The sequence below is a fragment of the Nonomuraea jiangxiensis genome, assembly GCF_900099965.1.
Classification (GTDB): domain Bacteria; phylum Actinomycetota; class Actinomycetes; order Streptosporangiales; family Streptosporangiaceae; genus Nonomuraea; species Nonomuraea jiangxiensis.
The window spans coordinates 83618-110580 of the sequence record NZ_FNDJ01000013.1 but is presented as its reverse complement, the minus strand read 5'-3'; the positions used below and the strand labels follow the sequence as shown (position 1 = coordinate 110580).

The window sequence follows — 26963 nt, the reverse complement described above, 5'->3', positions numbered from 1 at the left end:
TTCGCCGGGGCCGGCTCCGATGGAGACCGGGGCCCAGGGGATGCGGCCTGGGCCCAGCCGCCGCCCGATCCGCTCAGGTCGAGGTGTTGATCCGGGTGAGCACGTCCAGGAGCGCGGACCGGGTGGCAGGATCGAGCTCCGCGCTCAGCCGCCGCTCGCTGTCGGCCCACAGGCGCTCGACCGGGGCCTGCAACTCCCGTCCCCGGTCGCTCAGGTAGACACGTGAGATCCGGGCATTGGCGGGATCCGCGGCCCGCCGCACCAGGCCGGCCCGTTCCATCCGCTGCAGCATCTTGGTGACCGTAGGGGGCTCGACGCAGAGCCGGTCCACCAGCTCGGACTGGCTGAGCCCGTCCTTCGACCAGAGCTGTGCCAGGAGCTGTTCCTGCCCGATGTAGAGGCCGAGGCCCGCGAGCTCGTCGGCGATCTTGGTCCGGTGCGCCTTGGCCCAGCGGACAAGCTGGTAGAGCAGGGTGTCGGGGATCGCCGTCTCGGCCGGTACGGTGACGGTCCCGCCGGGGGACGGGCAGGTGGGTGGCGCAGCCGGCTCCGGCGAGTCAGTCATACCGCCACGCTACTCCAGCCGCCCCGGACGGCGGCACGCATCACATCCGTGCTGCCAGGAAGCGCCACCGGTCACCGGATGATCGTCGGCCACGCGCCTCCCTGCCCTCAGACGGGCTCACCGTGTGGACGCCGTCCGTCGGCGGCGATCGGGACGGGCAACGACGGGGCCGCGTCGAGTGCGTCGTCGTCCGCGACCAGGAAGCCGCCCGACTGGTGGCGCCACAGCCGCGCGTAGGGGCCATCCGCCTGGAGCAGCTCGCTGTGTGTGCCCTGCTCCACGATGCGGCCCTGGTTGAGCACGACCAGCCGGTCCATGCGGACCACGGTGCTCAGGCGGTGTGCCACCACGAGGGCCGTACGGTCCTGCATCAGATGCCACAGGGCCTCCTGGACGAGGATCTCGCTCTCCGAGTCGAGTGCGCTGGTCGCCTCGTCCAGCAGCAGGATCGGGGCGTCGCGCAGGATGGCACGGGCCAGGGCGAGGCGTTGCCGCTGACCGCCGGAGAGCTTCACGCCGCGCTCGCCGACCAGGGTGTCGAGCCCGTCGGGCAGCGCCTCGGCGAACTCCGTGACGTGCGCCGCCCTGGCCGCCCGGAGGATCTCGTCCTCGGTGGCGCCCGGCCGGGCGAACGCGATGTTGTCGCGGATCGTCCGGTGGAACATGCCGGGCTCCTGGGGGACGTACGCGATCAGGCCGCGCAGGTCGGCCTGGCGCAGCCGGGCGATGTCCTGGCCGCCGATGAGGATGCGGCCCCCGTCGATGTCCATGAGGCGCAGCAGCAGCCGGGTCAGCGTGGTCTTGCCGCCCCCGGACCGGCCGACCAGCCCGATCTTGGTGCCGCTGGCGATGTCGAGGTCGAGCCCGTCGAACAGGGGCGGGCCCGCGGCGTGCGTGAATCTCACCCGTTCGAAGCGGACGCCGGCGTCGGCCGGGCGCAGCGGCTGGGGGTCGGGAGGGTCGACCACGGTCGGCCGCGCCAGCAGCAGCTCGGTGAACTGGGCGGCCTCGGTGAGCGTGCTCTCCAGGCGCCGGTAGATCTGGTTGAACTCGAACATGATGCCGGTCGTGTTCGAGTAGTAGGTGAACGTCACCACGATGGCCTCCACGCCCAGGCCGCCCCGCAGCGCCACAGCCAGGAGCAGGCCCAGGGCGGCGGTCAGCACCGATAGCGGCGCGACCACGGTGTCGACCCGCAGGTTGCCGTAGTCCCAGGAGCGCAGCGAGAGCCGCTGCTGCTCGGCGACCCTGACCCGGTGCTCCGCGGCCTCGCGGTCCTCGGCGGCGAACGCGCGTACGGTGTCCATGTTGGCCAGCACGTCGGCGACGTGGCCCGACACCCGCACCTTGGCGGCCTCGCGCTCGTCGACCAGCCGCTGCCGGCGGCGGATGAGCGGGGCCACCAGGAAGCCGGTCACGACGATGAGCCCCAGCAGCACGAGGACCAGCAGCGGGTGATACTGCCACAAAACGACCGAGGCGAAGACCAGCGGCACGAGCTTGGCCATGATCGAGAACGTCAGCGCGTCGGCGAACTCCTCGAACCTGCCGGAGAAGCTCAGCACCCGTTTGGTCAGCGAACCGGCGAAGTTGTCGTGGAAGAAGGCGGCGTCCTTGATCAGCAGTTCGTCCATGCCGATCACGCCGAGCCGCTCGATGCCGCGGGAGTCCGTACGGTTGAGGAAGTGCAGCCCCAGCCGCCACAACACCTCGCCCGCCAGCAGCAACGCGCCGAAGCCGAGCACGTAGGGCAGCAGCGCGGCGACCGAGCCGTCGCCCCCTCCGGACAGGTGCCCCACGAGCGCCGCCACCGCCAGCGGCGCCAGGTAGAACAGGCAGATGTTGCCCATCGCCGGCAGGGTCAGCGCGGGCACCGCCACCGGCCACTGCCGCTTCAGCTCCAGGCAGTAGAACCGCAGCGCGAGCAGCACCGCAGACCTGCGGACGGACGGGGTGCCCGCGGAGACCTGTCCTGAACCGAACACATCCATCCGCCCTCCCGAACGCCGACACCCACCGTGGCCATGCTGCCGCAGGGAGTGCCGAGCGATCCAACGATTTTCCGCCGCCCGACCGCCCGGACCCGCCGTCGTGCTTGTCAGGCTGGGTTGACAGCGATCCTCCTGTCAACCTAGCCTGACAGGCATGCGAACCATCATGCCGCCCGGCCCCGATCCCAGGGGTCCGGAGACGGCCATCGACAGGACGACGAGGCGCCTACTGCTGTGCGGTGTGGTCGCCGGCCCGCTCTTCGTCGTCGCGTTCCTCGTCCAGGGGGCGCTCAAGGCCCACTACGACCCGCTGCGGCATCCGATCAGCTCGCTGGCCCTGGGCCCGTTCGGCTGGGTGCAGACGGCGAACTTCGTCATCGCCGGCGTGCTGTCGCTCGCGTTCGCCGCCGGGATGCGGCGCGCGCTCAGGGGCTCCTCGTCAGCGAGGGGGGCGCGCTGGGGGCCGATCCTGGTCGGGGCGTGGGGGGTGATGCTGGTCGGCGCGGGGGTGTTCACGACCGACCCGGTGAGCGGGTATCCGCCGGGGACGCCTGACCAGATGGCCGAGTACAGCAGCGTGCCCGCCCTGCTGCACGACCTGCTCTCCATGCCGGGCTTCGCGGCGCTGGCCTGCGCGTGCGTCGTGTTCGCGGTGCGCTTCGCGGGGACGCGGCGGCTCCTGTGGGCCTGCTACTCGGCCGTCAGCGCGGGGGCGTTCGCGGTGATGCTGGAGCTGTCCACGCTCGGGTTCGACCAGACGGCGTCGCTGGTCGCGTACGGAGGGCTCTTCCAGAGGATCTCGGTCACCATGGGGTGGGCCTGGCTCACGTTCCTCGCCGCGCACCTCCTCCGCCACCAGCGGGACGGCCACGAGCGGGGTGGGCACGCGGCGGCGTCCGGCTGATCCGGGGTGGCGACGTGCGCGCCACGCGCCGGATCAGCCGGACCGACCGTCGTCAGGGCTTGCGGCGCAGCCTGACGGCGTCGGCGATGACGAACCCGTCGGCCGCGTTGCTCAGCTCGACCGAGGTCAGCCCCGCGGTCATGCGGAACGTGCCGAGCGACACCCACGAGCCGCCGCGCGGCTCCGTCACCCCGGCCTTGCGCTGGTCGACCCGTACCACCTTGGTCCCGGTCGCGTGCCTGACGGTGAAGGGCGCGTTGCTCGCGCGGTTCTCGTGCGCGGTGTGCGAGACCTGGACCTCGTAGTCACCGTCGCTCGGCACCACCAGCCGCCACCGGACGACGCTCCCGCCCGTGCCCGCGGGCGCCGTACGGTAGTTGCCGCCGCGGTAGCCGGCCACGCCCGTAGCCGGCGACCAGACGCCGCTGACCACCTGATAGCCGAGTTCGTCGTTGTCGACCACCACCTCGCTGGACACGTCGGCGCGCGCGGGGGCGTCGATGAGGCTCAGCGTGTCCAGCGAGACCACCCTGCCGCCGCCGCGACCGGCCTGTGACGCGGTGAACCGGATCTTGTGCTGCCCGACCGCGAGTTGGACCTCGCCGAGGTTGGCGACGTCGTAACCGTCGGCCCGGTCCGCCGTCGTGTCCAGCACCGCGATCGGGGTGCGGATGCCGTCGACCGTGACGGTGACCAGGCCGCCGTCGGCGGAGCGGAAGTAGCGCAGGAGCAACTCCTGGGGACGCGGGTTGACGACGTTCACGGTGTACTCGACGTAGGCGGTGGTCTGGGACGGGGTGAACACGGCCCGGTTCCCCCCGCGCGCCACCGGGTCGGCGACAGTGGACACGGCGCCGCCGGTGGCGAGCGCGCCTGCCGACAGGTCGACGACGCGCTCGTCGTAGTGGGGGCCGTCCGACAGGGTGTCCCGGCCGTTGGTCAGCCATTCCAGGGAGAACCGGGCGACGACGACCTTGCGCGGGAAGCTCGCGTTGTCGCCGTCGCGGCCGTAGACGAGCACGATCGTGCCGTCCGAGAGACGGGCCAGCTCGGAGTAGTACGACCGGCCCGGGTTGACCACCCGGCTGTAGCGGAACGAGTGCGCGTCGTCGTAGCTCACCGAGACCGTCAGGTTGGTCCGCACCGGCGAGTCGGGGCGGCTGAACAGCACCCGGCCGGCCTCCGACGAGCCCGGTCCGCCGCTGTAGCGCAGCAGGCTCGCGTCCACGGCGTTGAACGTGCCGGTGGACCCGTCCAGCCGCGGCGCCGACCAGGTCAGCCCGCGGTCGGAGCTGACCGACACGATCCGCTGCCGGTTCCCGCCTGCCGCGGCGCGGCCGTTGACCAGCACCGTGCCGTCGGAACGCTGGATCACCCTGGCCTCGTTGATCGGGTAGGCGACGGAGACCGGCACCTCGGCTGTGGCCTGCCAGGTCTGGCCGTGATCGTCACTGTAGATCGACGCCACGCCGTAATACCGCTGTTCGACGCTGTTGCCGACGATCACCCGGCGGTGGGAGCAGTTGAGCAGCAGCCGGCCGTTGTCGAGCTGGATGCCGTGGCCGGGCCCGGGGCCGTGCAGCGCCCAGTCGTACGGGAAGTGGTCGAACAGTCCGGACAGTGCGCGCGGCGCGCTCCAGGTACGACCGCCGTCCGCGCTGGAGATCATGTACAGGTCGCCCTTGTCGCCGGAGCAGGTCGTGTTCTCCGGCAGCCGGGTGGAGAGCATGTAGAACAGGAAGACGCCGCCGGTGGTCCGGTCGACGACGAACGCCGGGTTGCCCCACGACTGGCCGCCGGCCGAGGTCACCAGCGTCCGCGTCGCCTCCCAGGTGTCGCCGCCGTCGGGGCTGCGGCGCAGCACCAGATCCCGGGGGCCGGCGTCGCACACCTCGTGCCGTCCCTCGGTGACGACGAGGATGGAGTCGTCGGGCAGCACCGTCAGCCCGTGGACGTGATAGCTCTCCAGAGGGTCCACGGTGTTGTCCCACAGCGTGGTCTCGTCGAAGGTGACCGGCGCGCGCCGCGCGGACGCCGCGCCCGCCGGTAGAGCGGGGCCGAGCGCGGCGGCCAGTGACGCTGCGGCCAGGCCCTTGCCGAACGCCCTGCGGCCGATGCTGATGGACCAGGACTCTGACGGTGCCACGTGCTACCTCCGGGGGAAGAGATGTGCTTCGTCGTTGGCGAGTAAGGCGTTCAGGTCGCGCCGTTCGGCCTCGGTGCAGGGCACGAGTGGCGCGGCCACGTGTGGGGGGCACAGCCCGCGGTCGTCGAGGAGCGCCTTGATCGCGGGCACTCCCGGCCGGATCGAGTGCAGGGCGAGCAGCCGGGCGAGCACACGCTGCGCCTCCTCCGCGTCGCCGTCCCTGCCGCTCTCGTGGGCCGCGAACAGCTCGACCGAGGGGCCCGGCGCCAGGTTCGCGATGCCGGGGACGATGCCGTCCGCGCCGAGGCGCAGCGCCGCGAGCAACTGCGTCTCCGCCCCCTGGCTCACGCCGAAGTCCGGCCGGCGCCTGGCGGCGGAGACGATGTGGCCCAGCAGGTCGAGGTCGCCGGAGCTGTCCTTGATGCCCACCACGTGCGGCATGGCCACCAGCCGGTCGATCGTGTCCCGGCCGAGCGGGTTGCTGTAGCGGGGAGCGTTGTAGGCGACCACCGGGGTGCCGAGGCCGGCCAGGGCCTCGTAGTGGGCGGCGATCTCGTCGTCGCGGTGCCGGAAGTAGATGGGCGGGCTGAGCACGAGCGCGTCGGGCTCGGCCGGCTCGACCGCCGCCGCGCGCTGCCGCGCCTCCGCCGTCCCGGCCGCCGTGACGTTGCACAGCACCGGCCCGCCGGTCAGCTCGCGCCACTGCCCGGCCACCTGGACGGCGAACTCCGTGAGCGCGGAGACCGGCAGCAACGGGCCCTCGCCGTTGCTGCCGAACAGCATCAAGCCACGCGCGCCCGCCGCGGCGAGCCCGTGGAGCAGCGCCTTCGCCGCCTGCCCCGAGGGGAGGCCCGGCTCGCTCATCGGGGTGACGAGGGGGATCATCACGCCGCCGAGCAGCCGGCGGCCGTCGACCGCCATCAGTACCCCCTGATCTCGGGCCAGGCCAGCTCGACGCCGTCGGCGGCCAGCTCGCTCCTGAACGCCCGCAGCCGCGCGCCGTCGGCGTGCACCTGCTCGGGCTCCAGCCCGTGGTCGAGGCAGTGGGCGGCGAGCGTCCCCGCCACCTCGCCGATGTTCCACTCCACCGGGTGCAGGCGGTAGCAGCCGTTGGTGATGTGGGTGGTCCCGATGTTCTTGGCCGCGGGCAGCAGGTTGCGCAGCCGGACCGGCAGGAGCGCGCCGAGCGGGATCTGGAACGGCGAGCTGGCGACGTCGATGTACGTGTCGCCGCCGGTCGAGGGGTGCAGGTCGATGCGGTACATGCCGATCCCGACCGAGTCGGGGTAGGCGACCGCGCCGGCCTGGCCGCGTACGGCCAGCGACAGGTCCTGTTCGACGATCCGGTAGCGGGCCTCGATCCGCCGCGACTCGCGGATGTAGGGCGCCTTGGCCAGCCCGTCGGTGGTGCCCAGCACGTCGCCGCGCAGCCGCAGCCCCGGCCAGCCGGTGCCCCCGTCCTCGCGCGGCGCCTCGGTCTGCAGCCAGTAGAGCATGCTCATGCTCAGCTCACGGGCGCCGGCCAGGTGCTTGTCACGCTCCTCGGCACTGACGCCGATCAGCGGACCGGGCAGGTAGTCGATCATCGGCCAGTTGACGATGGTGACGTCGCTGGCGGCGAACCCTGGCCGGTAGAGGTTGCGCGACAGCACCCGGCGGAACGCCCACAGCTCCTTGTCGCCCGGGTCCGCCCGCTGGTCGGCGACGAACGGGGCCGGCGCCGGGTTCGGGGTGAAGGCGCGGGTCACCGTCTCCAGCGTCCTGGGGTCGGGCGCGCTCAGGCTGAGCAGCGGGTTCGGCCACTTCGGCGGCTGGTAGCGGGCCCAGTCCCGGTAACCCGCGGGCCGGTCGATCGTGTGGTCCTCACCGGCCCGGTGCTCGATCGCGAACACCCAGGAGAACGCCTGCATGTTCGCCGGCTGCGCCTCGTCGGGAGCGCTGGGCTCGCCGGTGTCGTGCCGGGACTCGAAGCCGGTGACGTGCTCGGCACCGGTGAGCGGCAGCAGGTCGCCCAGCTCCGTGGCGTCCAACACGTACGGTGCCGCCACCTCCAGTCGGTGCCCGTCCGCCGCCTCGACGGTGACGGCGCGCACCCGGTCGCCGTCCACGGTGGCGCCGACGACCTTGTGGCCGTACAGGATGCGCAGCCGGCCCGCCGACACGTACGGCGCGACCATGGCGTCCAGCACGGCGGCGGCCACCCTGGGCTCGTGGCACAGCCGGGAGACCCGCCCCTCGCCGGGGTTGAGGTCGGGGCGGGCACGGGCCTCGTCGGTCAGCGGGTACCAGGTCCGGTAGTGGTCCCGGATCGCGTCGCGCAGCCTGCGGTAGCTGCGGGTGCATCCGAACTGCTCGATCCAGGTGTGCTCGTCCGGTGGCACGCCCTGGCTGGTGAGCTGCCCGCCTATCCAGTCGGTTTCCTCGACGAGAAGCACGGACCGGCCCCTGCGCAGCGCGGCCAGCGCGGCGGCCACGCCGCCGAGCCCGCCGCCGGCCACGAGGACGTCGGCCGTTGTCTCGGATTCCCTTGTCACGCGGGCATTCCCCCATCGTTGTCGTGCTGGTCTGTTTCGTTACGGGTTATGCGGAAGGGTGTCGGCTCGGCGGAGACCGGCACCCGTACCGGGGCGCCGTCCCCCGGCGGGCTGACGTGGAGATCGCCACTGCCGCGGGCGATCCCGGTGACCTCGCCCGCGGTACGCCGGTAGGCGGTGACGACGACGCCCGGCGCGGCGTCGAGCAGCGGGCGGCCGTCGAGCGTCACGGTGAGCCGGTCACCGGCGGTCACGGCGAGCCGGCCGTCGCCGAGCGGCAGGTTGGCCAGCTCCGCGGGCTCTCCTGGGTGCGCGAAGCGCCAGCCGTCCTCGCGGGCGTCGGCGAGTTCGCCGTACGCGAGGTAGGCGAGCAGGCCGCCCCAGGCCATCAGCCCGTCGGAGCGCGCCTGGAACGCCCGGACGTCCTCGCCGGAGGTGGCCGGATAGTTCTCGCGGACGTGGCTGTGCTTGTCCCATTCGGACAGGAACAGCCGCAGCAGCGCGGCGACCAGCGGGCGGCTGGCCTCGGTCAGGTCGTAGCGGCGCAGGCCCTCGATCGCGAGGAACGCCATCGGCGCCCAGATGCGCCCGCGCCAGTACGTCGCCGCGTAGCCGGGGTCGTCGCGGGCCACGCTGGGCAGCGGCGGGTCGCCGCCGAGCGTCTGCGGACGCAGCAGCCGGGCGGCCAGGTCGGCGGCCCGGGCGGCGTCCGGCATGCCGGCCAGCAACGGGTAGAGCAGGGTGGGCGAGACGTGCGGGTCGTGTGTCCCGTCGGCGTGCAGGTTCCGGTAGCCGCCGCGGTCGGCGTCCCACAGCAGCGGGTCGGCGCTCGCCCGCGCCTTCGCGGCCTGGTCGCGCAGCCGTCGTGCGACGTCGTCCGCGCCCAGCGTGCCGGCGATGGCGGCGAGCGCCTCGGCGTCGGCGATGTGCAACGCGACCAGCCCGACGTCGGCCAGGTTCATCGTGTGGGTGTCAGGGTCGTAGCTCACTTCGTCGTACATGGGCGAGTCGTCCAGGCCGGACTCCCGTTTCGTCCGGTCGAGGGTGGCCGAGCCGGGGTCGCCGTCGATGGGGTCAGAGCCCCAGGCGAGCAGGCCGTACGGGCCGCGGCGGGCTCGGGGCCACCAGTCGTGCCAGGCCAGCAGCGCCGGGAACGTTCCGGCGAGCAGTTCCCGGTCGCGGGTCTCGTCCGACAGCCCACCGGCCAGGTACGCCTTGCGCACGGTCAGCGCGCCCACCGGGGGCTGCGAGCGGTCGGCGGTGACGCCCTTGTCGTCGGACACGCGGTTGGGGATCATGCCCGCGGCGTCGGCGAAGGGCAGGATCTGGCCGAAGATATCGCGGGCGTGGTCGCGGTCGACGGTGGAGGCGACCAGGCCGGTGAAGAACGTGTCCCACGCGTGCAGCGCCCAGGTGCCGTAGAAGCCCCTGCGCCGCTCGGAGACGAAGTCCCGGGAGGTCGGCGTGAGCACCCGGCCGAGGTCGGGCGCGTAGATCCGGTTCCAGGTGACGGCCCTGGTGGCGGCGTCGGCGGCGTCGCCCAGCCAGCCGGCCGACCGGGGGGCGGTGCGTTCGGCCTCGGCCCTGCGCCGCGCGAGCAGGGCGTCCACGCCGGCGGCGCCGCCGGGCGTGCCGTGCGGGGCCACGCGCAGCTCCACCCGGGCTGCGAACTCCAGCACCAGGCCGTCGGCCGGCCGCGACTCCTCGCCCGTCCTGACGGGCCCGCCGCCGGTCTCCCGCCAGTCGATCCGCCAGTCGATCCACTGGGCGCCGGCGTCGGTGTCGTCCCGGCCGTCCAGCGCCACGAGCACGCCCGCGGTCCCCTCGGCCCGTACGTACAGCTCGTCCGTGGACCCTCCGGCCATGACCAGGTGCAGGAGGCCGTCACCGGCCTCGACGGTGACCTCCGCGTAGTCGCCGCCCACGGTGTGGTGCCCGAGCCTGACCAGACCGTCACGCCAGGTGAACCCGTCGAGGGGAGCGCCGGGCACGCCGAAGCGGACCCGCAGCCCCGACGGCAGGTGCACCATGCCGGTGTGGGTGGTGACGTCCCACGTGTTCCAGCCGGTGATCATGCTTCTACTCCGATGTCGAGTGCGGCGTCGAGCAGGGCCTGGGTGTACTCGTGCCGGGGCGCGCCGAGCACCTCTCCGGCCGGGCCCTCCTCGACGACGGCGCCGCGGCGCATCACCGCGACCCGGTCGGCGATCTGGTGCACCACGCCCAGGTCGTGGGTGATGAACAGCAGCGCGAGCCGGTGGCTGCGCCGCAGGTCCACGAGCAGCCGCAGGATCTGCGCCTGCACGGACACGTCGAGGGCCGAGACCGCCTCGTCGCACACGAGCAGCCGTGGCCGCACCGCCAGCGCGCGGGCGATGCTCACCCGCTGACACTGGCCGCCCGAGAGGTCGCCCGCGCGCCGCCCGGCCACGTCGGCGTCGAGACCGACGTCGGCCAGCAGCCGGTGCAGCGCCTCGGTCCGGTCGCCCCGCGGCGCCGTGACCGGGTGCGTACGCCATGCCTCGCCGATGAGATCGGACACCGGCATCCGCGGATTGAGCGACGAGCGCGGATCCTGGAACACCATCTGGATGGCGCGCTGCGACTCCGGCGGGCGGCGACCGGCCGGGCCGAGCCTTCGCCCTTCGAACGTCACGGTCCCGGAGTCCGGCCGCTGCAACCCGACCACGCAGCGGGCGACCGTGGTCTTGCCCGAGCCCGACTCGCCCACCACGGCGAGTGTCTCCTCCGGCGCGACCCGCAGGCTGACGCCGTCGACGGCGACCAGGCCGCCCCGGCCACCGAAGGTGACCCGCAGGTCGGACACTTCGAGCATCTCGCTCACGGGGTGAACACCTCTTCCGCGAAGTGGCAGGCACTCCACCTGCCCGGCGCGACCTCGCGCGCCTGCGGCACCTCTGCCTTGCACCGGTCCCGGGCCAGCGGGCACCGCGGGTGGAACGCGCACCCGGACGGCCGGTTCGCCGGCGTCGCCGGCGAGCCGGGCAGCGGGTCGGCCAGCGCCGTCTTGGTACGCACCGCCGGGACGCTCGCCGCCAGCGCGCGTGTGTAGGGGTGCGCGGGACGGCGCAGCACCGCGCCGGCGGGGCCGCGTTCCGCGACGCGGCCCGCGTACATGACCACGACCTCGTCGGCGACGTGGGCGACCACCCGCAGGTCATGGGTGACCAGCAGCATGGCCAGCCCCTGCTCCCGCTGGATCGAGCGGAGCAGGCGCAGGATCCTGGCCTGTACGGTGACGTCGAGCGCGGTGGTCGGCTCGTCCGCGAGCAGCAGCGACGGGCTGCCGGCCAGGGCCAGGGCGATCATGGCGCGCTGGCGCAGCCCGCCGGAGAACTCGTGGGGATAGCTGTTCATCCGCCGCTCGGGGTCCGGCACCCCGGCGCGGTCGAGCAGGTCGATCACCGCGTGCCGCACCTCGGCCCGCGGCCGTCCGGCCCGCCGGAGGATCTCGCCCACCTGGCGGCCGATGGTGATGCTCGGGTTCAGCGCGGCCAGCGGGTCCTGGAAGATCATCGAGATCTGGTGGCCTCGCACGCGCCGCCAGTCGGTGTCCGGCCGCAGGAGGTTCTTCCCGCGCCACACCAGCTCGCCGCCGGTGGTCGCGTGGTCGGGGAGCAGGCCGATCACCGAGAGCGCGGTCATCGTCTTGCCGCTGCCCGACTCGCCGATCAGGCCGACCGTGGTGCCCGCGGGCACGTCGAACGACACCCCGTCCACCACGCGGACGGTGTCACCCGCGGCGCCGTCCGGCCGGGGCAGGTCGACGACCAGCCCCTCGACCCGTAGCAGGGGTCCGTCATGCGGCGGATCCGCCGTACCCGATTTATCTGGATGCTGCGCTGTCACCCGGCCACCCATCATGCGCCCGCGAGCCGTACGTGGGAGAAGTCGGGCAGTCCGCTCGGGTCGGGGGTGAACCCGGTGACCCGCGCCCGCCAGGAGTAGGCGAGCTGCACCGTCATCGGGTACATGCCGACCGCGTCCGCCCAGATGATCTTTCCGGCCTGGCCGTACAGTTCGGCGCGCTCGGCCTCGTCCGGGCTCTCGCCCGCCTTGGCCAGCAGCTCGTCGAGGTCCTTGTTGCAGTAGCCGGTACGCTTCGCCGCGCACGTGTAGAGCCGGCCCAGGTTGCTGGCCGCGTCGTAGGTGGGCGTGGCGAGCTGCTGGAAGTTGATGTCCCAGTTGAGCGCGAGCAGGTCCTCGGTGAAGACCGCCTTCTCCTTCTCCAGGACGTCCACCTGGACGCCGATCTCGGCCAGGCCGGAGGCCACCGCCTGCACGAACGGCCGGAACTCGGCGTCGGAGAACTGCAGCCGCAGCTTTTTGCCGAAGTCGAAGCCGGCGGACTCCAGCGCGGCTTTGGCGGCCTTCGGATCGTGGCCGACCGGCTGCTGCTTGGCGTAGCCGAGCACCGCGGGCGCCACCAGCCCGTCGGCGAGCGCGCCGGTCCGCGGGTAGAGCTGCTTGATGATCGTGCCGAAGTCGACCGCCTGCCACAGGGCGCGGCGCACCTCGGCGGTCTTGAGCGCCGGGGTCGAGGAGTTGAACCACATGGTGAACACCGCGGTGCTCGGCACCGTCTTGACGGTCAGCCCGTCCGTCTCGCTCAGCACGGGGAGCTGGTCGTCGGGGATGCCCCAGACCACGTCCACCTCGCCGGTGCGCAGCGCGGTCAGCCGGGCCGACAGGTCGGGGATGGTACGGATCTCCAGGTTGGCGAGCTGCGGCCGGTCGCCCCAGTACTTCGCGTTCGGGCTCATCGCCAGCACCTCGCCGGGCGCGAACCGGTTCACGGTGTACGGGCCGGAGCCGATAGGACGTGTGAAGAACGCGGTGTCCTGGGCCGTGACGGTACGCGGGATGACGTAGAACAGGCCGAGCTTGCGCGGGATCGACGCGTCCGGGGCCGGCGCGGTCAGCTTGACCTCGTTCTCGGCGGGCGCGGTCATCTTGTAGCCGGGGAAGTTGGCGGCGTTCGGGCCGTCCAGCGTCATCATCCGCTCGAAGGAGGCGACCACGTCGGCGGCGGCCACCGGCTTGCCGTCGGAGAACGTCACGCCGGACCGCAGGTGGAACGTCCACTCCGCCGCGGTGGCGCCGGGCTCCCACTTCTCGGCCAGGTCGCCCTCGACCTTGCCGTCGGCGCCGGGACGTACGAGGCGGCTGAAGATCGCCTGCGCGGCGAGCTGCGTGCCGGTCGTGGCGCCCTGGGCCCCGTGCGGGTCGAGGCTCTCGATCGGGTACGTGCCCGCGGCAGTCAGCCTGCCCCCGGCCGGATCACCGCCGCCCCCGCTGCCGCCGGTCGTCGTGGCGCAGCCGGCCAGCAGCAGGACGGCCGCCGCCGCGAACGCTGTCATCTTGCGGAACCCAGTCATCGAGTTCTCCTGTCAGGAAAGGGGGGTCAGGAACGGGTACGGCGCTGCCCGTAACGGGCCGTGAGCTGGTCGCCGAGGATGCCCATGTTGATGATCAGCAGGGACAGGGCGATGCCGGGCAGCGTGGAGATCCACCAGGCGGTCTCCAGGTACTGCTGACCGTTCGCGATCGTCTGCCCCCACGACACGGCCCCGGTCGGGAGCCCGATGCCGAGGAAGCTCAGGCCCGCCTCGGCCAGCACGACGAGGGCGAACTCCAGCGTCGCCAGCGCGACGACCGGGCCGACGGTGAAGGGCAGCACGTGCCGGACGATGATCGACCGGACCGGCACGCCCATCACCCGGGCCGCGTCGACCCACGCCCGCTCGCGCAGGGAGAGCGCGACGCCGCGGGTGACCCTGGCGAAGGAGATCCAGGCCGTCACCGACAACGAGAGCACCACGACGGGGACGCTGCGGGCGAACACACCGGCGATCACGATCGCGAGCAGGATCGCCGGGAACGCCTGGAGCACGTCGGTGATCCGGGCCAGCACCGCGTCCAGCCAGCCGCGCGCGTAGCCGGCGACGACGCCGATCGTGACGCCGACCAGACACGCGACCAGCACGGTCGCCAGCCCGATGGTCAGCGACGTACGGGCGCCGTAGACGACCTGGGCGAGGATGTCCCGGCCGAGCGCGTCGGTGCCGAGCCAGGCGACCCCGCCGGAGGAGAGCTGGGATCCGGGGGCGAGCAGCCGGTCGGTGAGCGGGGTGTGCACCGGGTCGTAGTCGATGACCAGCGGCCCGATCAGGGCCACCAGCGCGTACAGCGCGATCACCACGTACGGCACCCGGGCCGGCGCGCCCCTGCGCCACCGGCGCGTGGCCACCTGCTGGGGCAGGACCGCCGCCTGGCTCATGACCTGGCCTCCGTCCGGATGCGGGGATCCAACCGGATGTAGAGCACGTCGGCGACGATGTTGAGCACCATCACGATGCCCGCGATCAGCAGCGTCACCGCCTGGACGACCGCGTAGTCGCGGTTGGCGACCGCGTCCACGACCAGGGAGCCGAGGCCGGGCCAGGCGAAGACGTTCTCCACGATCACCGCGCCTCCCATGAGCGCGCCCATCTGCAGGCCGACGATCGTCACGACCGGGATGAGCGAGTTGCGCAGCGCGTGCCCGAGCAGGACCTGGCGTTCGCTGAGCCCCTTGGACCGCGCCGTCTGCACGTACGGCTCGCGCATCGACTCCGTGACGCTGCTCCTGGTGAGCCGGGCGACGATGGCGGTGAACGGGAAGGCCAGCGTCACCGCGGGCAGCACCAGGTGCGCGGGCGTGCCGACCCCGGCGCTGGGCAGCAGGCGCAGGCCGAGCGCGAAGGTCAGGACCAGCATGATCCCCACCCAGAACGTCGGGAAGGACTGCAGCGCGATCGTCGCCGCGGACACGACGCGGTCCACCGCGCCGCCGGGCCGGCTGCCCGCGACGAGGCCGAGTGCCAGACCGGCCACGACCGCGATGGCCGTCGCGGTGAGCGTGAGGTCGACCGTGGCGGGCAGGCGTTCGAACACCGCCTCCATGGCCGGCCGGCCGAGCCGGTAGGACTCGCCGAAGTCGAGCCTGAGCACGTCGCCGAGGTAGCGGACGTACTGCTCGAACAGCGGCTTGTCGAGCCCGAGCGTGGCCGTCAGCCGGGCGATCTGCTCCTTGGTCGCGTCGGGGCCGAGGAACACCGCGGCCGGGTCGCCCGGCGCGGCGCGGACGATGACGAAGATCACCGAGGCCGCGCCCCACATCACGAATACACCGATCAGCAGCCGCCGCACCACCATGCGCGTCACCGTGACCCCGTCCGATCAGGAGAAGGCGTCCGATCAGGAGAAGGCGTCCGATCAGGAGAAGGGGCCTGGTCAGGAGAAGGGGCCTGGCCGGGAGCGGCGGCCTGGCCGGGAGCGGCGGCCTGGCCGGGGGCGGGGCCGATCGAGTCGCCCGGCACCAAGCTGCACGGCACCGTGACCTGCTGGGGCGTGCCGTGTGGCGGGTCCAGCAGGCCGATGAGGAGCTGCACGGCCGTGCGGGCCATCTCGACCCGGGGCAGGGAGAAGCGGGTCCAGTCGCGCAGCTCGGGCGTCCACGACGGCGGGTCGCCGAGCAGCGCGATCGAGCAGTCGGCGGGAAAGCTCACCCGGCCGTCCGCGCTGGTCGCGGCGAGCGCGGTGGTCAGCCGGTTGTCCTCGCTCGGCTCGACGAGGATCGCGGTGACGCCCGCCGTGCCCGTCCAGTGCTCGACGTACTCGGCCGTCAGGTCGGCGGGGTCGGCGAGCGCGCGGATCAGCGACTCGTCCACGGGGATCCCGGCCGCGGCCAGGCCCTGCCGGTAGCCGGTCTCGCGATCGCGGGTCGGCTCGGTGTCCTCGACCGCGCGCAGGTAGAGGATCCTGCGGTGACCCAGGCGGGCCAGCTCCGCGACCATGTCGCTGGTGGCCGTCACGTAGTCGGCCGCCACGTACGACAGCTCCGCGCCGTCGAGCTCGCGGCGGCCGATGAAGACGATCGGGAAGTCCTCCCTGACCAGCTCCGCCAGCTCCTCGCGGCGCACGTTGCGGCCCAGCAGGACGCAGCCGTCCGCGAGCTTCAGCCGGTTCACCCCACCGGTGTAGATCTCCCGCGCCCCCGAGCCGATCGAGGTGAACAGCAGCAGGTCGTAGCCCTGCCGCGAGGTCTCCTCCTCCACGCCCAGCAGGAACGGGTAGTAGAAGTCGCGCTGGTCGGTCGGGAAGACGGGCTCGAACGTGTACAGGCCCAGCAGGTGAGTGCGGCCGCCCCTGAGACTCTTGGCGGCGACGTTGGCCGAGTAGCCCAGCTCCGCGGCCGCCTCCAGGACCGCCTGCCGCGTGGGCTCGGCGATCTGGGCGCCGGCCGCGCCGCCGCTGAGTACGAGCGACACGGTCGCCTGTGAGACACCCGCGCGTCTGGCGATGTCGAGCTGGGTCGCTCGCCGTTGCCGTGGAGGAGGAGTCATGCCCACTCTCATTGAGGCTGTTAATACGTATTAGTAAGTAGCTCGGGATGTTAATTGCCTGTTTCCGGACACGTCAATAGGTGACAAAATTCGCCATCCGCGTGCGTGATCGGGCCATGGCCGGGACCGGGTCGCGACGGTGATGATGGGGCCATGACGAACTCGGCCCTGAAGACCTCGTTCGACCGCGACGGCTATGTCGTACTCGACCGCGCGCTCAACCCCGGCGAGGTCGACAAGCTGCTCGAAGAGGCCGTCCGCATCTGCAGGGGCGAGCGGGGCGACATCAGCGGAGCGCTCCCCGCGGGCGCCGGCGACACCGACGACGAGGTGCTGCGCAAGTTCCTGTGCGTCCACTACCCGCACAAGCTCTCCGGCCTGATGCTCGCCACGATGCGCCATCCCGCGGTTGTTTCGGCGCTCACGTCGGTGATCGGCCAGAACGTCAAGGCGATGCAGTCGATGCTGTTCATCAAGTCCGAGGGCGAGCCGGGTCAGGCGTGGCACCAGGACGAGCTGTTCATCCCCACCCGCGACCGCTCGCTCACGGCGGCCTGGATCGCGCTCGACGACGCCACCGTGGCGAACGGCTGCCTCTGGGTGCTGCCAGGATCGCACCGGCGTGGCGTGCTCTACCCCAACCGCGAGCACGACGACCCTCGCTACGACTGCACGATGGAGTCGTACGGCTTCCCGTTCCGCGACTCCGACGCGGTGCCCGTCGAGGTTCCCGCGGGCAGCGTGGTGGTCTTCAACGGCTACCTGCTGCACAAGTCGCTGCCCAACACCGCCGCGCACGGCTACCGGCGGGCGCTGGTCAACCACTACATGAGCGCCGAGTCCCTGCTGCCCTGGGCCACCCCGCCGGAGGGGACGGGCATGGCGCAGGCGGACTTCCGGGACGTCGTCCTCGTCGCCGGCGAGGATCCGTACGCGTACAAGGGGTTCGAGGACGTGCGCAAGCCGCGGATCCGCCCGAACCGGGAGGGCGGTTGTGACAGATGACGATCTCCGTCGACCTGGTGGCCCGGCTGGGGCCGAGCGTCGCGGGCTATCCGCCGGGCTCGGCGTTCGGGCCGCGGGTGGCCAGGTCGTACCAGTTCGTCTGGCTACTCGGCGGCAGCGCCACCTGGCTGTGCGACGACGTCGCGCTGCCGCTGACCCCGGGCAGGCTGCTGCTCATCCGTCCGGGGATGCGTGACGCGTTCCGCTGGGATCCGCGCGGCCCGACCCGGCACGCGTACGTGCACTTCACGCTCACCGGCCAGGTGCCGTCCAGTTGGCCGCTCGTACGTGACCTGACCGGGCGGCACGACCCGATGGGCGCCCTGTGCCGCTACCTGCTGTGGCTGGGCTCCGAGTGCCCGGCGGGGTGGCGGGACCTGGCCTGCGAGACGCTGCGCCTGCTGGTGCTGACGTTCCTGGCCGACCCCACGCCCGCGCACCGCGCACCGGCGACCCTGCCCGCGCCGCTGACGGCGATGCTGGGCGCGGTGCGCGAGCACTGGTCCGACGGGGTGGCCAGGCCGATCCCGATGCGCGACCTCGCCTCGGCGGCCCAGGTCTCGCCGAGCACGCTGTCGCGTACCTTCCGGCGCGCGTTCGGGATCGGCCCGGTCGCCGCCATCGAACTGCTCCGGCTGGCCAGGGCAGAACCGCTGCTGTGGCAGAGCAACCTGTCCATGCGGGCGATCGCCGTGCAGTGCGGCTTCGCCGACGCCTACCACTTCTCCCGCCGGTTCCGGGCGGTCTACGGGATGGCGCCGTCCACATTCCGCGACACCGCCCCGGAGTCCGCACCCCCGTCCCCCGCCGAATCCCACGGCCTCACCGCCCTGGAAGCACTCCTCCACACCCCCTGACCGCCGGCCTTCTTGCCACACGATCACGCGCACCCGGACATCCTCTGAACGACGCCGGTACGCGCCAGGCCCGCGGCACGCCCGGCCTCTGGTCGGCGATTCAGGAGGCCCAGGAGCCGCGGCCGTTTCCCATGGCAGCTGGAACCCGGGCTTCCCACGGCTTCCAGGCCGCCCTCCGCGCCAGCGACGCCGCCCCGGCCGCCGTCCGAGCCTCGGTCCTCTCCCGCCTCGCGTTCGCCTACGCGACAACGGACCGCCACACGGACTTCCAGCGAAGCTGCACCATCGACCGGCCGCTCACCGGCCAACGGGCCACGCTGGATGTACTTGCCCTCATCCACCTCGGCATGTCTTCGCCGAGTGACGGCATCACCGCCAAGGAACGCACGCTGCTCGCCCAAGGCATCGACCTGCTGCAGACCGGTTGCGCACAACCGGACCAACGAAGCAGCCCATCAACGCCGAGCCCTCTGTGAGCGCTGCACCGCCGCCAACGCAACCCGTACGTCAGCAGCTTCCTCCCCCGGCTTGAGCACGCCCTGCACGCAACGATTCGGAGCTGAACAGTTCGGCAAGGGCACCTGCTCGCGCCCGGGGAATCCCATACCGCAGTCGTATGTACCGATCTGGTCACTCGCAGCGACAGGCCGACGTGGCCGCCTTAGTCTGTGCCCCGTGGCGTTCGAAGGCTTGGAGCTACTGACTACGGTAATTAGCGGCTCAGCAGCAGCCGGACTGCTAAGTGCTCTCGCGTCGGCTCTCGGCGCCTGGCTCGATCGGCGCAAGAAAACAGATGAAGTCCTTCCGACCGGCGCACCGACGATCGAGAGCCGCGCGGATGAACTGGCGGAGATCCTTAAACGATCGACAACATTGCTGGACGAGTTGACTGCCGAAATCGCGGCACGGAGCGCTACAGCCAAGGAGATGGAGGCAAAGGCGAAAGACGCCGAGAACCTGGCCGCGATGCACGAAGAGCAGCGCCAGGCGGTGGAGAAGCTGCTGGACGCGAGGCTGGAGGCCCGGCTGAAGGAGAGCGGCAAGAAATCCTTTCTTCAGGGCATGTGGCTGAACATCATCAGTGGAGCGTTCTTCTTTGCGGCCGGTGTCGTCGTAACCGTCTGGCTGGACATCGGCAAATAGCGCGGGCACCGCCATCGGCGTACGTTCGGCGTATGAACAACCAAAAGGTCATCTGGGTCAAGCCGTTCGATCCGGAGAACCACAACGCCGAAACCGAGGGGCGTGCGGGACTGTGCGGATGGCACGGGACTAACCAGGGAACACCCTGCGAGAAACCGCCGTTCGCCGGCGTCAAGTTCGACTATGCCGCCCACCCCACACTCGCCACCCGCCTAGCCGCTGGAGGCCGTGATTAGGGCAGTGCCCATCGCTGCCACGCTGGTCGGCGTCGCGCTCCTGTCGGGATGCACATCTGTCCCTCCTACACCCGCATCCTCTTCGGCAGCGTGTCCGGAAGCCGTCTGCCTGGTAGGTGCCGATCCACAGATTCTCGTGCACGACACGCGAGAGGACAGTTACGTACCCGTTGCCGGACGAGTGAGGTGGATCAGCCAGGAATCCTGCCTGTCCGTGGAGACCGAGGGCAGCAGGATGGTGCCGATATGGCCCCGGGGTGCGACACCGCTTCGTGTGGGGGAACGGCGCGGGATTTCACTGCCCGGCGTCGGGCAGCTGATGGATGGAGATCGATTCAACGGAATGGGGATCCGGCATCACGAGGATCCGCTGTTTCTGCAAGCGCCTGGACGATGCCGCCGCCAAGGCGGATTCCTCGTCATCTCAGGTGGCGCGGGATCTGGGGATCAGTCCCTACACGGTGCACAATTGGGTGCAGATGGATCGACTTGCCGAGCATTACAACGGTGACGGCGACAGCAGCAACGGGGGCAAGGCGCTGACGCCGGAACCGGGGCCTGCCTGTATTGCCGTCCGCCATCCTGACGCTCACCCGCCCGTCCCCGGGCACCTCCTCCAGCAGCTCGGCCCGCCCTTCTACACGAACCACCAGGTGCCGCAGGCAGACCCGCCACCAGGGGGTCGAGCCACACCCGGCGAGGAGCCCGGCAGGCACCGGCAGCCCGTTCAGCATCCATGACTCTACGGTGGCGCGGCACTCCTTCTCGTGCCCGTCCAGGTGCTCAAGCAGCGCCCGAACTGCTCACCGACCCGGCTGGACCGCACGGCCTGGGCACGGACGCCAGCAGCTGGCCGCCGGTCTTCCTGCAGCGCAGGGTCATCCCGTCCAGCGCCGGCTCGTGGCCGCGGACGGCGCGGACCCGCGTGAGGGGAATCGTCATGGCGACGACTATGTCAGCGGGCACCGACAATCGTCCCGGTCTCGAACGCCGGAGGGTGCTTGATCACGGTTTGGTTTCGCGCGACCGGATGATCTTGACGTGGGAGCACCCGTGAGACGTTATTAGAACTCATGTTCCCATCTCGACAGGAGGCTCTCGTGCCCCCACCCCTGGTTCGCCGATTAGCCGCTTACTGCGGCGCCGCCGGCCTGATCACCGGCCTGCTCACCGTCACGGCCCCCGCCGCCTCGGCGTCCGGCACCACCACCGATCTGGGGGTCACCGACTCCTACACCGCCGACCTAGCCGTCGGCGGCGGCCGGGTGTTCGTTCCCGCCGGCGACCGCATCATCGTGGCCGACACTGACGGAAACCTCACCGGCGGCGTCGTCACCGGCCTGTCCGGCGTCCGCGAGCTGGCCGTGAACGCGGACGGCACCCGTCTGTACGCGGCGCTCACCGGCTCGAACGAGGTGGCCGAGATCGACACCGCGAGCCTCGCCGTCACCCGGCGGATCGACCTGTCGGCCCACCCGTGCCCGTCCACCCTGGCACTGCTGGGCGAGCGGCTGTGGGTGGGGCACGCGTGCGACAACGGCCCTGGCGGCGTCGTCGGCCTGGATCTGAGCGCGGCCACACCGGTGCCGGTTGCGGTCGGGGGCGAGCACATGCGCGCTCCCGTGCTCGCGGCCGCCGGCGACACGCTCGTGGTCGGCCGGACCAGCCTGCACCACGCCGACATGCTGGTCTACGACGTCGGCGGCGGCACCCCGGAGCTGCGCGGCACGATCGACGGCAAGAAGTGGCGCATGGACTACCTGCGCGACCTCACCCTGAGCTCCGACGGCGGCACCCTGTTCAGCGCGGCCGACACCCCCGGTCACTTCACCAGGTACGACACCAGGACCCTGGCGGCGACCGGCACCTACGGCGACGGCTGGGACGGGTACCCGTCCGCCGTGGCGCTCGGCTCGGACGGCGCGTACGTCGCGGCCGGACGCCAGTGGGGCAGCACCGACCTCACCCTCTACGACGCCGCGACGGGCGCGGAGCTGTTCGCGGCCGACCAGCCGGACGCCGAACTGCTCCCGGACGGCGTCGCGTTCTCCGGCACGGACGTCTTTGCGCTGCTGCGCAGCTCCACGGACCGGCTGCTGCTGTGGCGGGTGACGGGCGTCGCGCTACCGGCCACCAAGCTCACGGTGACGGCCCCCGCGGACGCGTACGCTGGCTCGCCGATCACCGTCGAGGGGCGGCTCACCAGCGCCGACGGCGAGGCGCTCGGGCTCAAGCCGCTCACGGTGATCCAGTACCTGCCCGGCTGGACGAAACTGCCGATCACCGGCGTGACGACGCTGCAGGACGGCACGTTCACCTTCCAGGACACGCCCGTCTTCGAGCTGCCGCCGTACGTCGGCGAGGTGATCTACTGGGTGTTCTGGGACGGTGACGACGGCCACCGCCGCAGCAGCGCCTTTGCCACCGTGACGGTCAAGCGCGAAGCCACGCTCACCCTGACAGGGCCGCAGTCCGGCGTCGTCGGCACGGCCGTGGAGCTGAGCGGCGTCCTGACGGCGGATGGCAGGCCGCCCTCTCCGGGGTCCACGCTCACCGTACAGCGCACCCTGTACGTCAAGGGCACCAGCGGTAAGACCGTCAAGCTCCCGCCGGTGACGGTGAACGCCGACGGCACGTACACGTTCACCGACACGCCCGCCAACGCCGGCAGGTACAGCTACCTCGCGAGCTATGCGGGGGACGGCGGGACCGGACCGGCCCAGGCCACCCATCAGATCATCGTCAAGTGACCCGACGACCGGTGCCCGGCCGCCGGGCCGGGCACCTCGGCCGGGATCCGGTGGTGACTCACCAGGCTCCGTCGACGTGTTCCAGGAGCCAGGGGACGTACGCCAGGTACGCCTGGATCAGGAGCACCAGCACGTCCGCCGAACGCGGTCGCCAGTCGTCGCTCATCGGCTTCCTTCCCGTGCGCGGATTCACGCTCGTAGCGTTGGGCGGAAGGCCGGGTAGGTCCCCCGCCGTACCAGACCTCGCCCCCAGGGCCGCTGGCGCCGGCGAGCCCGGGGACGGTCCGCTCGGCTGATACTCCAGTGACATTTCGCGATCATGGGTCGGATCTGCGTTGGTAGTGGCAGTGCCGGGCGGTGGCTTGGTGGCGTCGGCGCCAGTGTGACCAGCACAGGAAGTCCGTGAGGGGGCGGTGCCGGGTCAGTACAAGTGTGGCGAGCAGCCGGCGGATCTCGGGCAGGGTCAGCGGGATGCGGTCGTCGGTGGTGCCTGGGGGCTGGGCGGCGGCGATGACCGTCAGCACAGCCAGGGCGAGCAGGCCGCGCCCGTGGTGGAAGAGATCTTCGCCGCCTTCCTCGATGGCTACGGCCTGTTCGCCATAGCCGAGAGGCTTACCCGCAACGGGGTCCCGAGCCCGTCGGCGCACGATCCGGCCCGGAAGCGTCACCGCTCCGGCGTTGCCTGGTCCAAGAGCGCGGTGCGCGCCATCTTGACCAATCCTCGTTATCTGGGCCATCAGGTGTGGAACCGGCAAGGTAAGCACGAGGTCCTCATGAACGTGGATGACGTCGGCCTGGGCCACACCACCAGACTCAGGTGGAACGCCAAGGAGGACTGGGTCTGGTCGGAAAAGGTTGTTCATCCGCCGATCGTGTCCAAGGAGGACTTCGACGCCGTTCAGACGACGCTGACCGGGCGGGGCAATCACCACACGGACAAGACTCGTAAGCCCACCTCGAAGCCGTACCAGCTTCGAGGGCTGCTGTACTGCGGCATCTGCGACCGCAAGATGCAGGGCCAATGGGTCAACGATGCGCCCTACTACCGGTGCCGCTTCCCCGAGGAGTACGCCCTGGCCAACCACCTCATGCATTCCCGAAACGTCTATCTACGCGAAGACCGCGTGGTTCCGCGACTCGACCGTTGGCTCGGCCGGCTGTTCGCGCCGCACCGAGTCGATCAGACTCTTGCCCTTCTGGTGGCCGCGCAGGACCTGGTCCCGCCGGAGGCCCAAGCTCTCGTCATTGCTAGCCGTCAGATCGCCGAGTGCGATCGCAAGCTCGCCCAGCACCGGGCGGCCCTTGAGGCGGGCGCTGAACCGGCTCTGGTCGCCGGCTGGATCCAGGAGGAGCTCGTCCGCAAGAAGGCGGCCGAGCAACGGCTCAGCAGCGCGCACGTACCGCCGCAGAATCGGCTGGGGCGGGAGGAGTGGGCGGAGATCACACACAGACTGGGAGACATGGTGCGAGTGCTCTCGAACGCCGACCCAATCCGGAAGTGCAAGATCTACGCGAAGATCGGTCTGCGACTGACCTACCACCTGTCAAAACAGAAAGTCCTGGTCACATCTAGTCGTGACCAGGACCCCATAGGCGACCGGTACGTGTCCGAGGGGGGACTTGAACTCCTGGCACCCGGGGGACCTCCGCGGTCATCCGGATACCTAGAAATGCGCCGTGAGCTGCTGCGGAGCGGTTTTCGATCTCGGGCGCGTGCATCCAAGAACATCCGGATACGTGGGTGGCGGTATCACACGAAGTATCACGACAAGAATCAGCACAGGCGGCTCGTCGCTAGGGCCTGATATCTAAGTTCATTGAGGCCTCTGAGCTGGCCTGACGGTACTGGGGTGTGTCAAAGATCCACAACGAGTGAGATCTCCTTGCGACATGACCACCCGCCCCCGATGGCACTCACTTCGACGTGACCGAACGCCTCGCGGAGATTCACTCACGCTACGGGCCTGAGCATCTCGTCTCCCGCGCGATTGTCACGCCAACGCCATGCATCCTGGCCGCCGTTCGGGCTGTGGAGTCGGCGCTCTCCGAGGCAGGCTCACGGCAAGGTGTACCGAAGTCACGCTAGGTACCTGCCGAATTGGTATTCCATGAGGTCCCAGAACGACCGGTAGCGGACCTCTCCCGGATGCCAGCTCGCGAGGTCCCATGCCTCCCACTCGCCGTCCGGCCCGACTACGTGCGGGTTGAGCAGCCAAACCTGCCCCTCGATCTCCTCGGAGACACAGAGGCTGGCAGACACGGACTCTTGGTGGAGATACCACTTGTCCTGCGGGTCGGCACCATCCAGGCCATCCCAGATCTGGGCGATCATCGGCTCGACATCACGAGTCCACCCAACCTCAGCCAGAGTCAGTAGGCGGAGACTTGAATGACTGTACTCATCCCAGCCATTGGTGACCTGGAGAAACTCCCGGTAGCTTGCCGGCAGGCGCATGCCGAGCCGCTCCTCGTGCCGCACGATCTCGGCGTCACTGGCGCCGGTTGCGCCGAGCCAGGGCGCACGGCCGAATCCGTCGTCCGACTGCGCTGGGCGTTGCGCCAGACGAGCCCTGTACTGCGCGAAGTACTCCTGGGCCGCATTGTTCACGGTGTGGAGAAGATTGTTCCAGGGATAGCGAGGGGCGTTGGAGATGGCCATGGCGGGGACCTTAACGGCTGTGCCCGACATTTCAGCCGATGTACGGCCGAGCTGTGCCGCCTAACCGACATTGAGCCAGGTCCTAGCCATCCACGGCCTGGATCGCCTTGGTGATCAAAGCGCGGGCGGCTTTGCCGTACATCGCCAGGGCTGCCAGTTCGGCGAACGCCCCGGCGTACAGGGCGATCTCGTGGGGCTGTGTGACCGTCAGGTGGCCGGAGACGAGTTCGACGGTGGCCTCGGCGTCGTCGAACATGAAGAACCCCTCCACAGGCCACATGGTGGACCGGTCGGCGTCGAGCGGGATGATGCCGAGCGATATCGAGGGCAGGGCGCTCACGGTGAGCAGGTGGCCGAGTTGCCCTGCCATGACGTCGGCCCCTCCGATTGGCGCGCGTAGGACGCTCTCCTCCAGAACTACGGCGAACCGATGGTCGCCCTCGTGGATGACGTGCTGCTTGTCCACCCGCACCTGAACCGCTTCCTCGACATCGTCTCGGAGACCGCGACGCCGCATGAGCGCCGAAAGGATGGCGGTGATGTAGGCGCGGGTTTGCAGTGGCCCAGGGATGAGCTTGGAGGAGTAAATGCGGAAGTGACGTGTCCTCTCCCATCGAGGCACGACCGCCTCCTGAGCCTTCTTCAGCCCAGTACGTTCCATGTGCCGCCACTCGACGAACATCCCCTCGATCGCCTCAAGGGAGGCCACCAGGTCAGGTGCTTGTTCTGGCACCCCGCAGCGGCGGCACCAGGCGCGGATATCGGCGGGGGAAGGGGTGCGCTGGGCATGCTCGTTACGGCTTACCTTCGACGAGTGCCAGCCTGCCAGCAGACGGGCCGGTAGTCCTCGTGGGGAACGGCGCGTTGCCAGACGGCCTCGAACGCCTCACCACACAGCTTGGTCACCGCCTGGTCGGTGATGATTTCGCTATCCACCTTGTCGCCCTCGCCGCGCGAAGACTGGGATCAGGCGACGGGAGATCAGCGTGGACGAACTGCTCGTCATCGCCTACGCCCTCGCGGTCCCGCCCCTCCTCCTGCTCTTCCCCCTGGAGGGCCCGAAGCCTGCACTGACGCCGCCTCACGGTGGCGCTCCTCCGTCAGCACAAGAAGGAGCGCGGCGGCCTGGCCCTCAAGCTGGCCCAGGGCGACGCCCTCGTGTTCGGTGACCATGAGGGCGTGTGGCGGCACCCGGAGCGGTTCAGCCGCACGTTCAAGGAGCATCTCGCCCGCTGCCGTAGGGAACTCGCCAAGCAGGGGATTGAGCCGCCGCCCGACATCCGGCTCCACGACCTCCGCCACACGCACGCCACGATCATGCTGATTGCCGGCGTGAATCGAAGATCGTGAGCGAGCGTCTCGGGCACTCGACGGTGAGCATCACGCTCGACATCTACTCGCACTGCCTCCCGACGATCCAGCGTGAAGCCGTCGAGAGGTTCGCCGCGATCATGGGCAGCAACGGCTGATCAAGGCCGGGAAGTATCAGCGCAGTATCACGGCTCGTTCTGGTGGCGAAAAAGCAAAAGCCCCGAGCCTGTGACCTGCACAAACTCGGGGTCTCCTGGGTGTCCGAGGGGGGACTTGAACCCCCATGCCCATCACTGGGCACTAGCACCTCAAGCTAGCGCGTCTGCCTATTCCGCCACCCGGACTTGGTGCCTGCACGCGAGACCGTCATCTCGCGTCGGCTCAGTAAGGTTAGCAAACTCTGCGGGGTGCGTCATACCAAGAATCCTCGGTCCTCCTCACAGCGTCGGCGGGC

Annotated in this window: 27 protein-coding genes, 1 tRNA gene and 1 pseudogene; 11 read left to right on the top strand and 18 right to left on the bottom strand. The window is 70.7% G+C overall.

Annotated features, from left to right (window positions below):
- Positions 1 to 73: 73 nt before the first annotated feature.
- Both BLS95_RS27680 and BLS95_RS27675 read right to left on the bottom strand, forming a co-directional pair.
- Positions 74 to 565 carry a MarR family winged helix-turn-helix transcriptional regulator gene (locus BLS95_RS27680; protein WP_090937369.1) on the bottom strand — a complete coding sequence of 164 codons (492 nt, stop codon included), beginning with the start codon at positions 563 to 565 and terminating at the stop codon, positions 74 to 76.
- A gap of 107 nt (positions 566 to 672) precedes the next feature.
- Entirely contained in the window at positions 673 to 2556 is a 1884-nt protein-coding gene (locus BLS95_RS27675; RefSeq protein ID WP_090937367.1) for an ABC transporter ATP-binding protein, read from the bottom strand.
- A 154-nt stretch (positions 2557 to 2710) separates the two neighbouring features.
- Between BLS95_RS27675 and BLS95_RS27670 the strand changes: the two genes are divergently transcribed.
- Positions 2711 to 3460, top strand: coding sequence for a DUF998 domain-containing protein (locus BLS95_RS27670; RefSeq protein WP_245765312.1), 750 nt, complete (start codon positions 2711 to 2713; stop codon positions 3458 to 3460).
- Positions 3461 to 3512: 52 nt separating this feature from the next.
- On the opposite strand, the gene BLS95_RS27665 is transcribed toward BLS95_RS27670, so the two are convergent.
- Genes BLS95_RS27665 through BLS95_RS27620 form a run of 10 tightly spaced genes read right to left on the bottom strand, consistent with a single transcriptional unit; the run spans position 3513 to position 16548 of the window.
- Complete coding sequence (locus BLS95_RS27665) at positions 3513 to 5606, bottom strand: golvesin C-terminal-like domain-containing protein (protein WP_090937365.1); 2094 nt, start codon at positions 5604 to 5606, stop codon at positions 3513 to 3515.
- Between the two features lie 3 nt (positions 5607 to 5609).
- Complete coding sequence (locus BLS95_RS27660; RefSeq protein WP_090937364.1) at positions 5610 to 6527, bottom strand: dihydrodipicolinate synthase family protein; 918 nt, start codon at positions 6525 to 6527, stop codon at positions 5610 to 5612.
- Positions 6527 to 8140: an FAD-dependent oxidoreductase gene (locus BLS95_RS27655; RefSeq protein WP_090937362.1), complete on the bottom strand. Its 1614-nt coding sequence runs from the start codon at positions 8138 to 8140 to the stop codon at positions 6527 to 6529. The genes BLS95_RS27660 and BLS95_RS27655 overlap by 1 nt, the downstream gene beginning before the upstream one ends.
- Positions 8137 to 10215, bottom strand: a complete 2079-nt coding sequence (locus BLS95_RS59145) for an MGH1-like glycoside hydrolase domain-containing protein (protein WP_090937360.1) — start codon at positions 10213 to 10215, stop codon at positions 8137 to 8139. Before BLS95_RS59145 ends, BLS95_RS27655 begins: the two co-directional genes overlap by 4 nt.
- The gene (locus tag BLS95_RS58110; protein WP_090938019.1) at positions 10212 to 10976 is read right to left on the bottom strand and encodes an ATP-binding cassette domain-containing protein; all 765 of its coding nucleotides are present in this window, start codon (positions 10974 to 10976) and stop codon (positions 10212 to 10214) included. The genes BLS95_RS59145 and BLS95_RS58110 overlap by 4 nt, the downstream gene beginning before the upstream one ends.
- A gap of 5 nt (positions 10977 to 10981) precedes the next feature.
- Positions 10982 to 12010 carry an ABC transporter ATP-binding protein gene (locus BLS95_RS58105; protein ID WP_245765311.1) on the bottom strand — a complete coding sequence of 343 codons (1029 nt, stop codon included), beginning with the start codon at positions 12008 to 12010 and terminating at the stop codon, positions 10982 to 10984.
- An 11-nt stretch (positions 12011 to 12021) separates the two neighbouring features.
- Complete coding sequence (locus BLS95_RS27635) at positions 12022 to 13539, bottom strand: ABC transporter substrate-binding protein (RefSeq protein ID WP_090937359.1); 1518 nt, start codon at positions 13537 to 13539, stop codon at positions 12022 to 12024.
- A gap of 26 nt (positions 13540 to 13565) precedes the next feature.
- Positions 13566 to 14441 (bottom strand): ABC transporter permease, encoded by an 876-nt coding sequence (locus BLS95_RS27630; RefSeq protein WP_090937358.1) that lies wholly within the window; start codon positions 14439 to 14441, stop codon positions 13566 to 13568.
- Entirely contained in the window at positions 14438 to 15358 is a 921-nt protein-coding gene (locus tag BLS95_RS27625; protein WP_245765342.1) for an ABC transporter permease, read from the bottom strand. Before BLS95_RS27625 ends, BLS95_RS27630 begins: the two co-directional genes overlap by 4 nt.
- Before the next feature lie 5 nt (positions 15359 to 15363).
- Positions 15364 to 16548, bottom strand: a complete 1185-nt coding sequence (locus BLS95_RS27620; RefSeq protein ID WP_090937354.1) for a LacI family DNA-binding transcriptional regulator — start codon at positions 16546 to 16548, stop codon at positions 15364 to 15366.
- Between the two features lie 153 nt (positions 16549 to 16701).
- Between BLS95_RS27620 and BLS95_RS27615 the strand changes: the two genes are divergently transcribed.
- From BLS95_RS27615 to BLS95_RS54440, 6 genes are all read left to right on the top strand, one after another.
- Positions 16702 to 17553 (top strand): phytanoyl-CoA dioxygenase family protein, encoded by an 852-nt coding sequence (locus BLS95_RS27615; protein ID WP_090937352.1) that lies wholly within the window; start codon positions 16702 to 16704, stop codon positions 17551 to 17553.
- Positions 17550 to 18410: a helix-turn-helix transcriptional regulator gene (locus BLS95_RS27610; protein ID WP_090937351.1), complete on the top strand. Its 861-nt coding sequence runs from the start codon at positions 17550 to 17552 to the stop codon at positions 18408 to 18410. The genes BLS95_RS27615 and BLS95_RS27610 overlap by 4 nt, the downstream gene beginning before the upstream one ends.
- Positions 18411 to 18541: 131 nt before the next feature.
- Complete coding sequence (locus BLS95_RS27605) at positions 18542 to 18886, top strand: hypothetical protein (RefSeq protein ID WP_090937349.1); 345 nt, start codon at positions 18542 to 18544, stop codon at positions 18884 to 18886.
- Positions 18887 to 19085: 199 nt separating this feature from the next.
- Positions 19086 to 19553, top strand: a complete 468-nt coding sequence (locus tag BLS95_RS54450; protein ID WP_143043896.1) for a hypothetical protein — start codon at positions 19086 to 19088, stop codon at positions 19551 to 19553.
- Positions 19554 to 19585: 32 nt separating this feature from the next.
- On the top strand, positions 19586 to 19789 hold the full coding sequence (locus tag BLS95_RS54445) for a hypothetical protein (RefSeq protein WP_143043895.1): 204 nt from the start codon (positions 19586 to 19588) through the stop codon (positions 19787 to 19789).
- A 323-nt stretch (positions 19790 to 20112) separates the two neighbouring features.
- Positions 20113 to 20529 carry a hypothetical protein gene (locus tag BLS95_RS54440; protein ID WP_143043894.1) on the top strand — a complete coding sequence of 139 codons (417 nt, stop codon included), beginning with the start codon at positions 20113 to 20115 and terminating at the stop codon, positions 20527 to 20529.
- Positions 20530 to 20572: 43 nt separating this feature from the next.
- Here the strand turns inward: BLS95_RS54440 and BLS95_RS55885 are convergent, their stop codons facing one another.
- Positions 20573 to 20731 (bottom strand): hypothetical protein, encoded by a 159-nt coding sequence (locus BLS95_RS55885; protein ID WP_176993405.1) that lies wholly within the window; start codon positions 20729 to 20731, stop codon positions 20573 to 20575.
- Positions 20732 to 20889: 158 nt separating this feature from the next.
- Here BLS95_RS55885 and BLS95_RS27590 point away from each other — a divergent pair, with 158 nt between their 5' ends.
- Entirely contained in the window at positions 20890 to 22539 is a 1650-nt protein-coding gene (locus BLS95_RS27590) for a hypothetical protein (RefSeq protein WP_090937343.1), read from the top strand.
- Positions 22540 to 22856: 317 nt separating this feature from the next.
- Here BLS95_RS27590 and BLS95_RS59880 read toward each other — a convergent pair.
- Positions 22857 to 23078 (bottom strand): annotated as a pseudogene (locus BLS95_RS59880) (IS701 family transposase); the annotation flags it as partial.
- A gap of 9 nt (positions 23079 to 23087) precedes the next feature.
- Between BLS95_RS59880 and BLS95_RS27585 the strand changes: the two are divergent.
- The gene (locus BLS95_RS27585; protein WP_425434750.1) at positions 23088 to 24344 is read left to right on the top strand and encodes a recombinase family protein; all 1257 of its coding nucleotides are present in this window, start codon (positions 23088 to 23090) and stop codon (positions 24342 to 24344) included.
- 272 nt (positions 24345 to 24616) lie between these two features.
- Here the strand turns inward: BLS95_RS27585 and BLS95_RS27575 are convergent, their stop codons facing one another.
- The 3 genes from BLS95_RS27575 to BLS95_RS59875 all read right to left on the bottom strand — a co-directional run bounded on the left by BLS95_RS27575 (position 24617) and on the right by BLS95_RS59875 (position 26104).
- On the bottom strand, positions 24617 to 25198 hold the full coding sequence (locus tag BLS95_RS27575) for an SMI1/KNR4 family protein (protein WP_090937339.1): 582 nt from the start codon (positions 25196 to 25198) through the stop codon (positions 24617 to 24619).
- An 82-nt stretch (positions 25199 to 25280) separates the two neighbouring features.
- On the bottom strand, positions 25281 to 25907 hold the full coding sequence (locus BLS95_RS27570) for a DUF5753 domain-containing protein (RefSeq protein WP_245765310.1): 627 nt from the start codon (positions 25905 to 25907) through the stop codon (positions 25281 to 25283).
- A 92-nt stretch (positions 25908 to 25999) separates the two neighbouring features.
- Positions 26000 to 26104, bottom strand: coding sequence for a hypothetical protein (locus tag BLS95_RS59875; protein WP_425434754.1), 105 nt, complete (start codon positions 26102 to 26104; stop codon positions 26000 to 26002).
- 180 nt (positions 26105 to 26284) lie between these two features.
- Between BLS95_RS59875 and BLS95_RS54435 the strand changes: the two genes are divergently transcribed.
- Both BLS95_RS54435 and BLS95_RS55880 read left to right on the top strand, forming a co-directional pair.
- On the top strand, positions 26285 to 26548 hold the full coding sequence (locus BLS95_RS54435; protein WP_176993404.1) for a site-specific integrase: 264 nt from the start codon (positions 26285 to 26287) through the stop codon (positions 26546 to 26548).
- A complete protein-coding gene (locus tag BLS95_RS55880) occupies positions 26545 to 26667 on the top strand; it encodes an integrase (protein ID WP_176993403.1) in 123 nt (40 codons plus the stop codon). The genes BLS95_RS54435 and BLS95_RS55880 overlap by 4 nt, the downstream gene beginning before the upstream one ends.
- Before the next feature lie 100 nt (positions 26668 to 26767).
- Here BLS95_RS55880 and BLS95_RS27560 read toward each other — a convergent pair.
- Positions 26768 to 26853, bottom strand: a tRNA-Leu gene (locus BLS95_RS27560).
- Between the last annotated feature and the right edge of the window lie 110 nt (positions 26854 to 26963).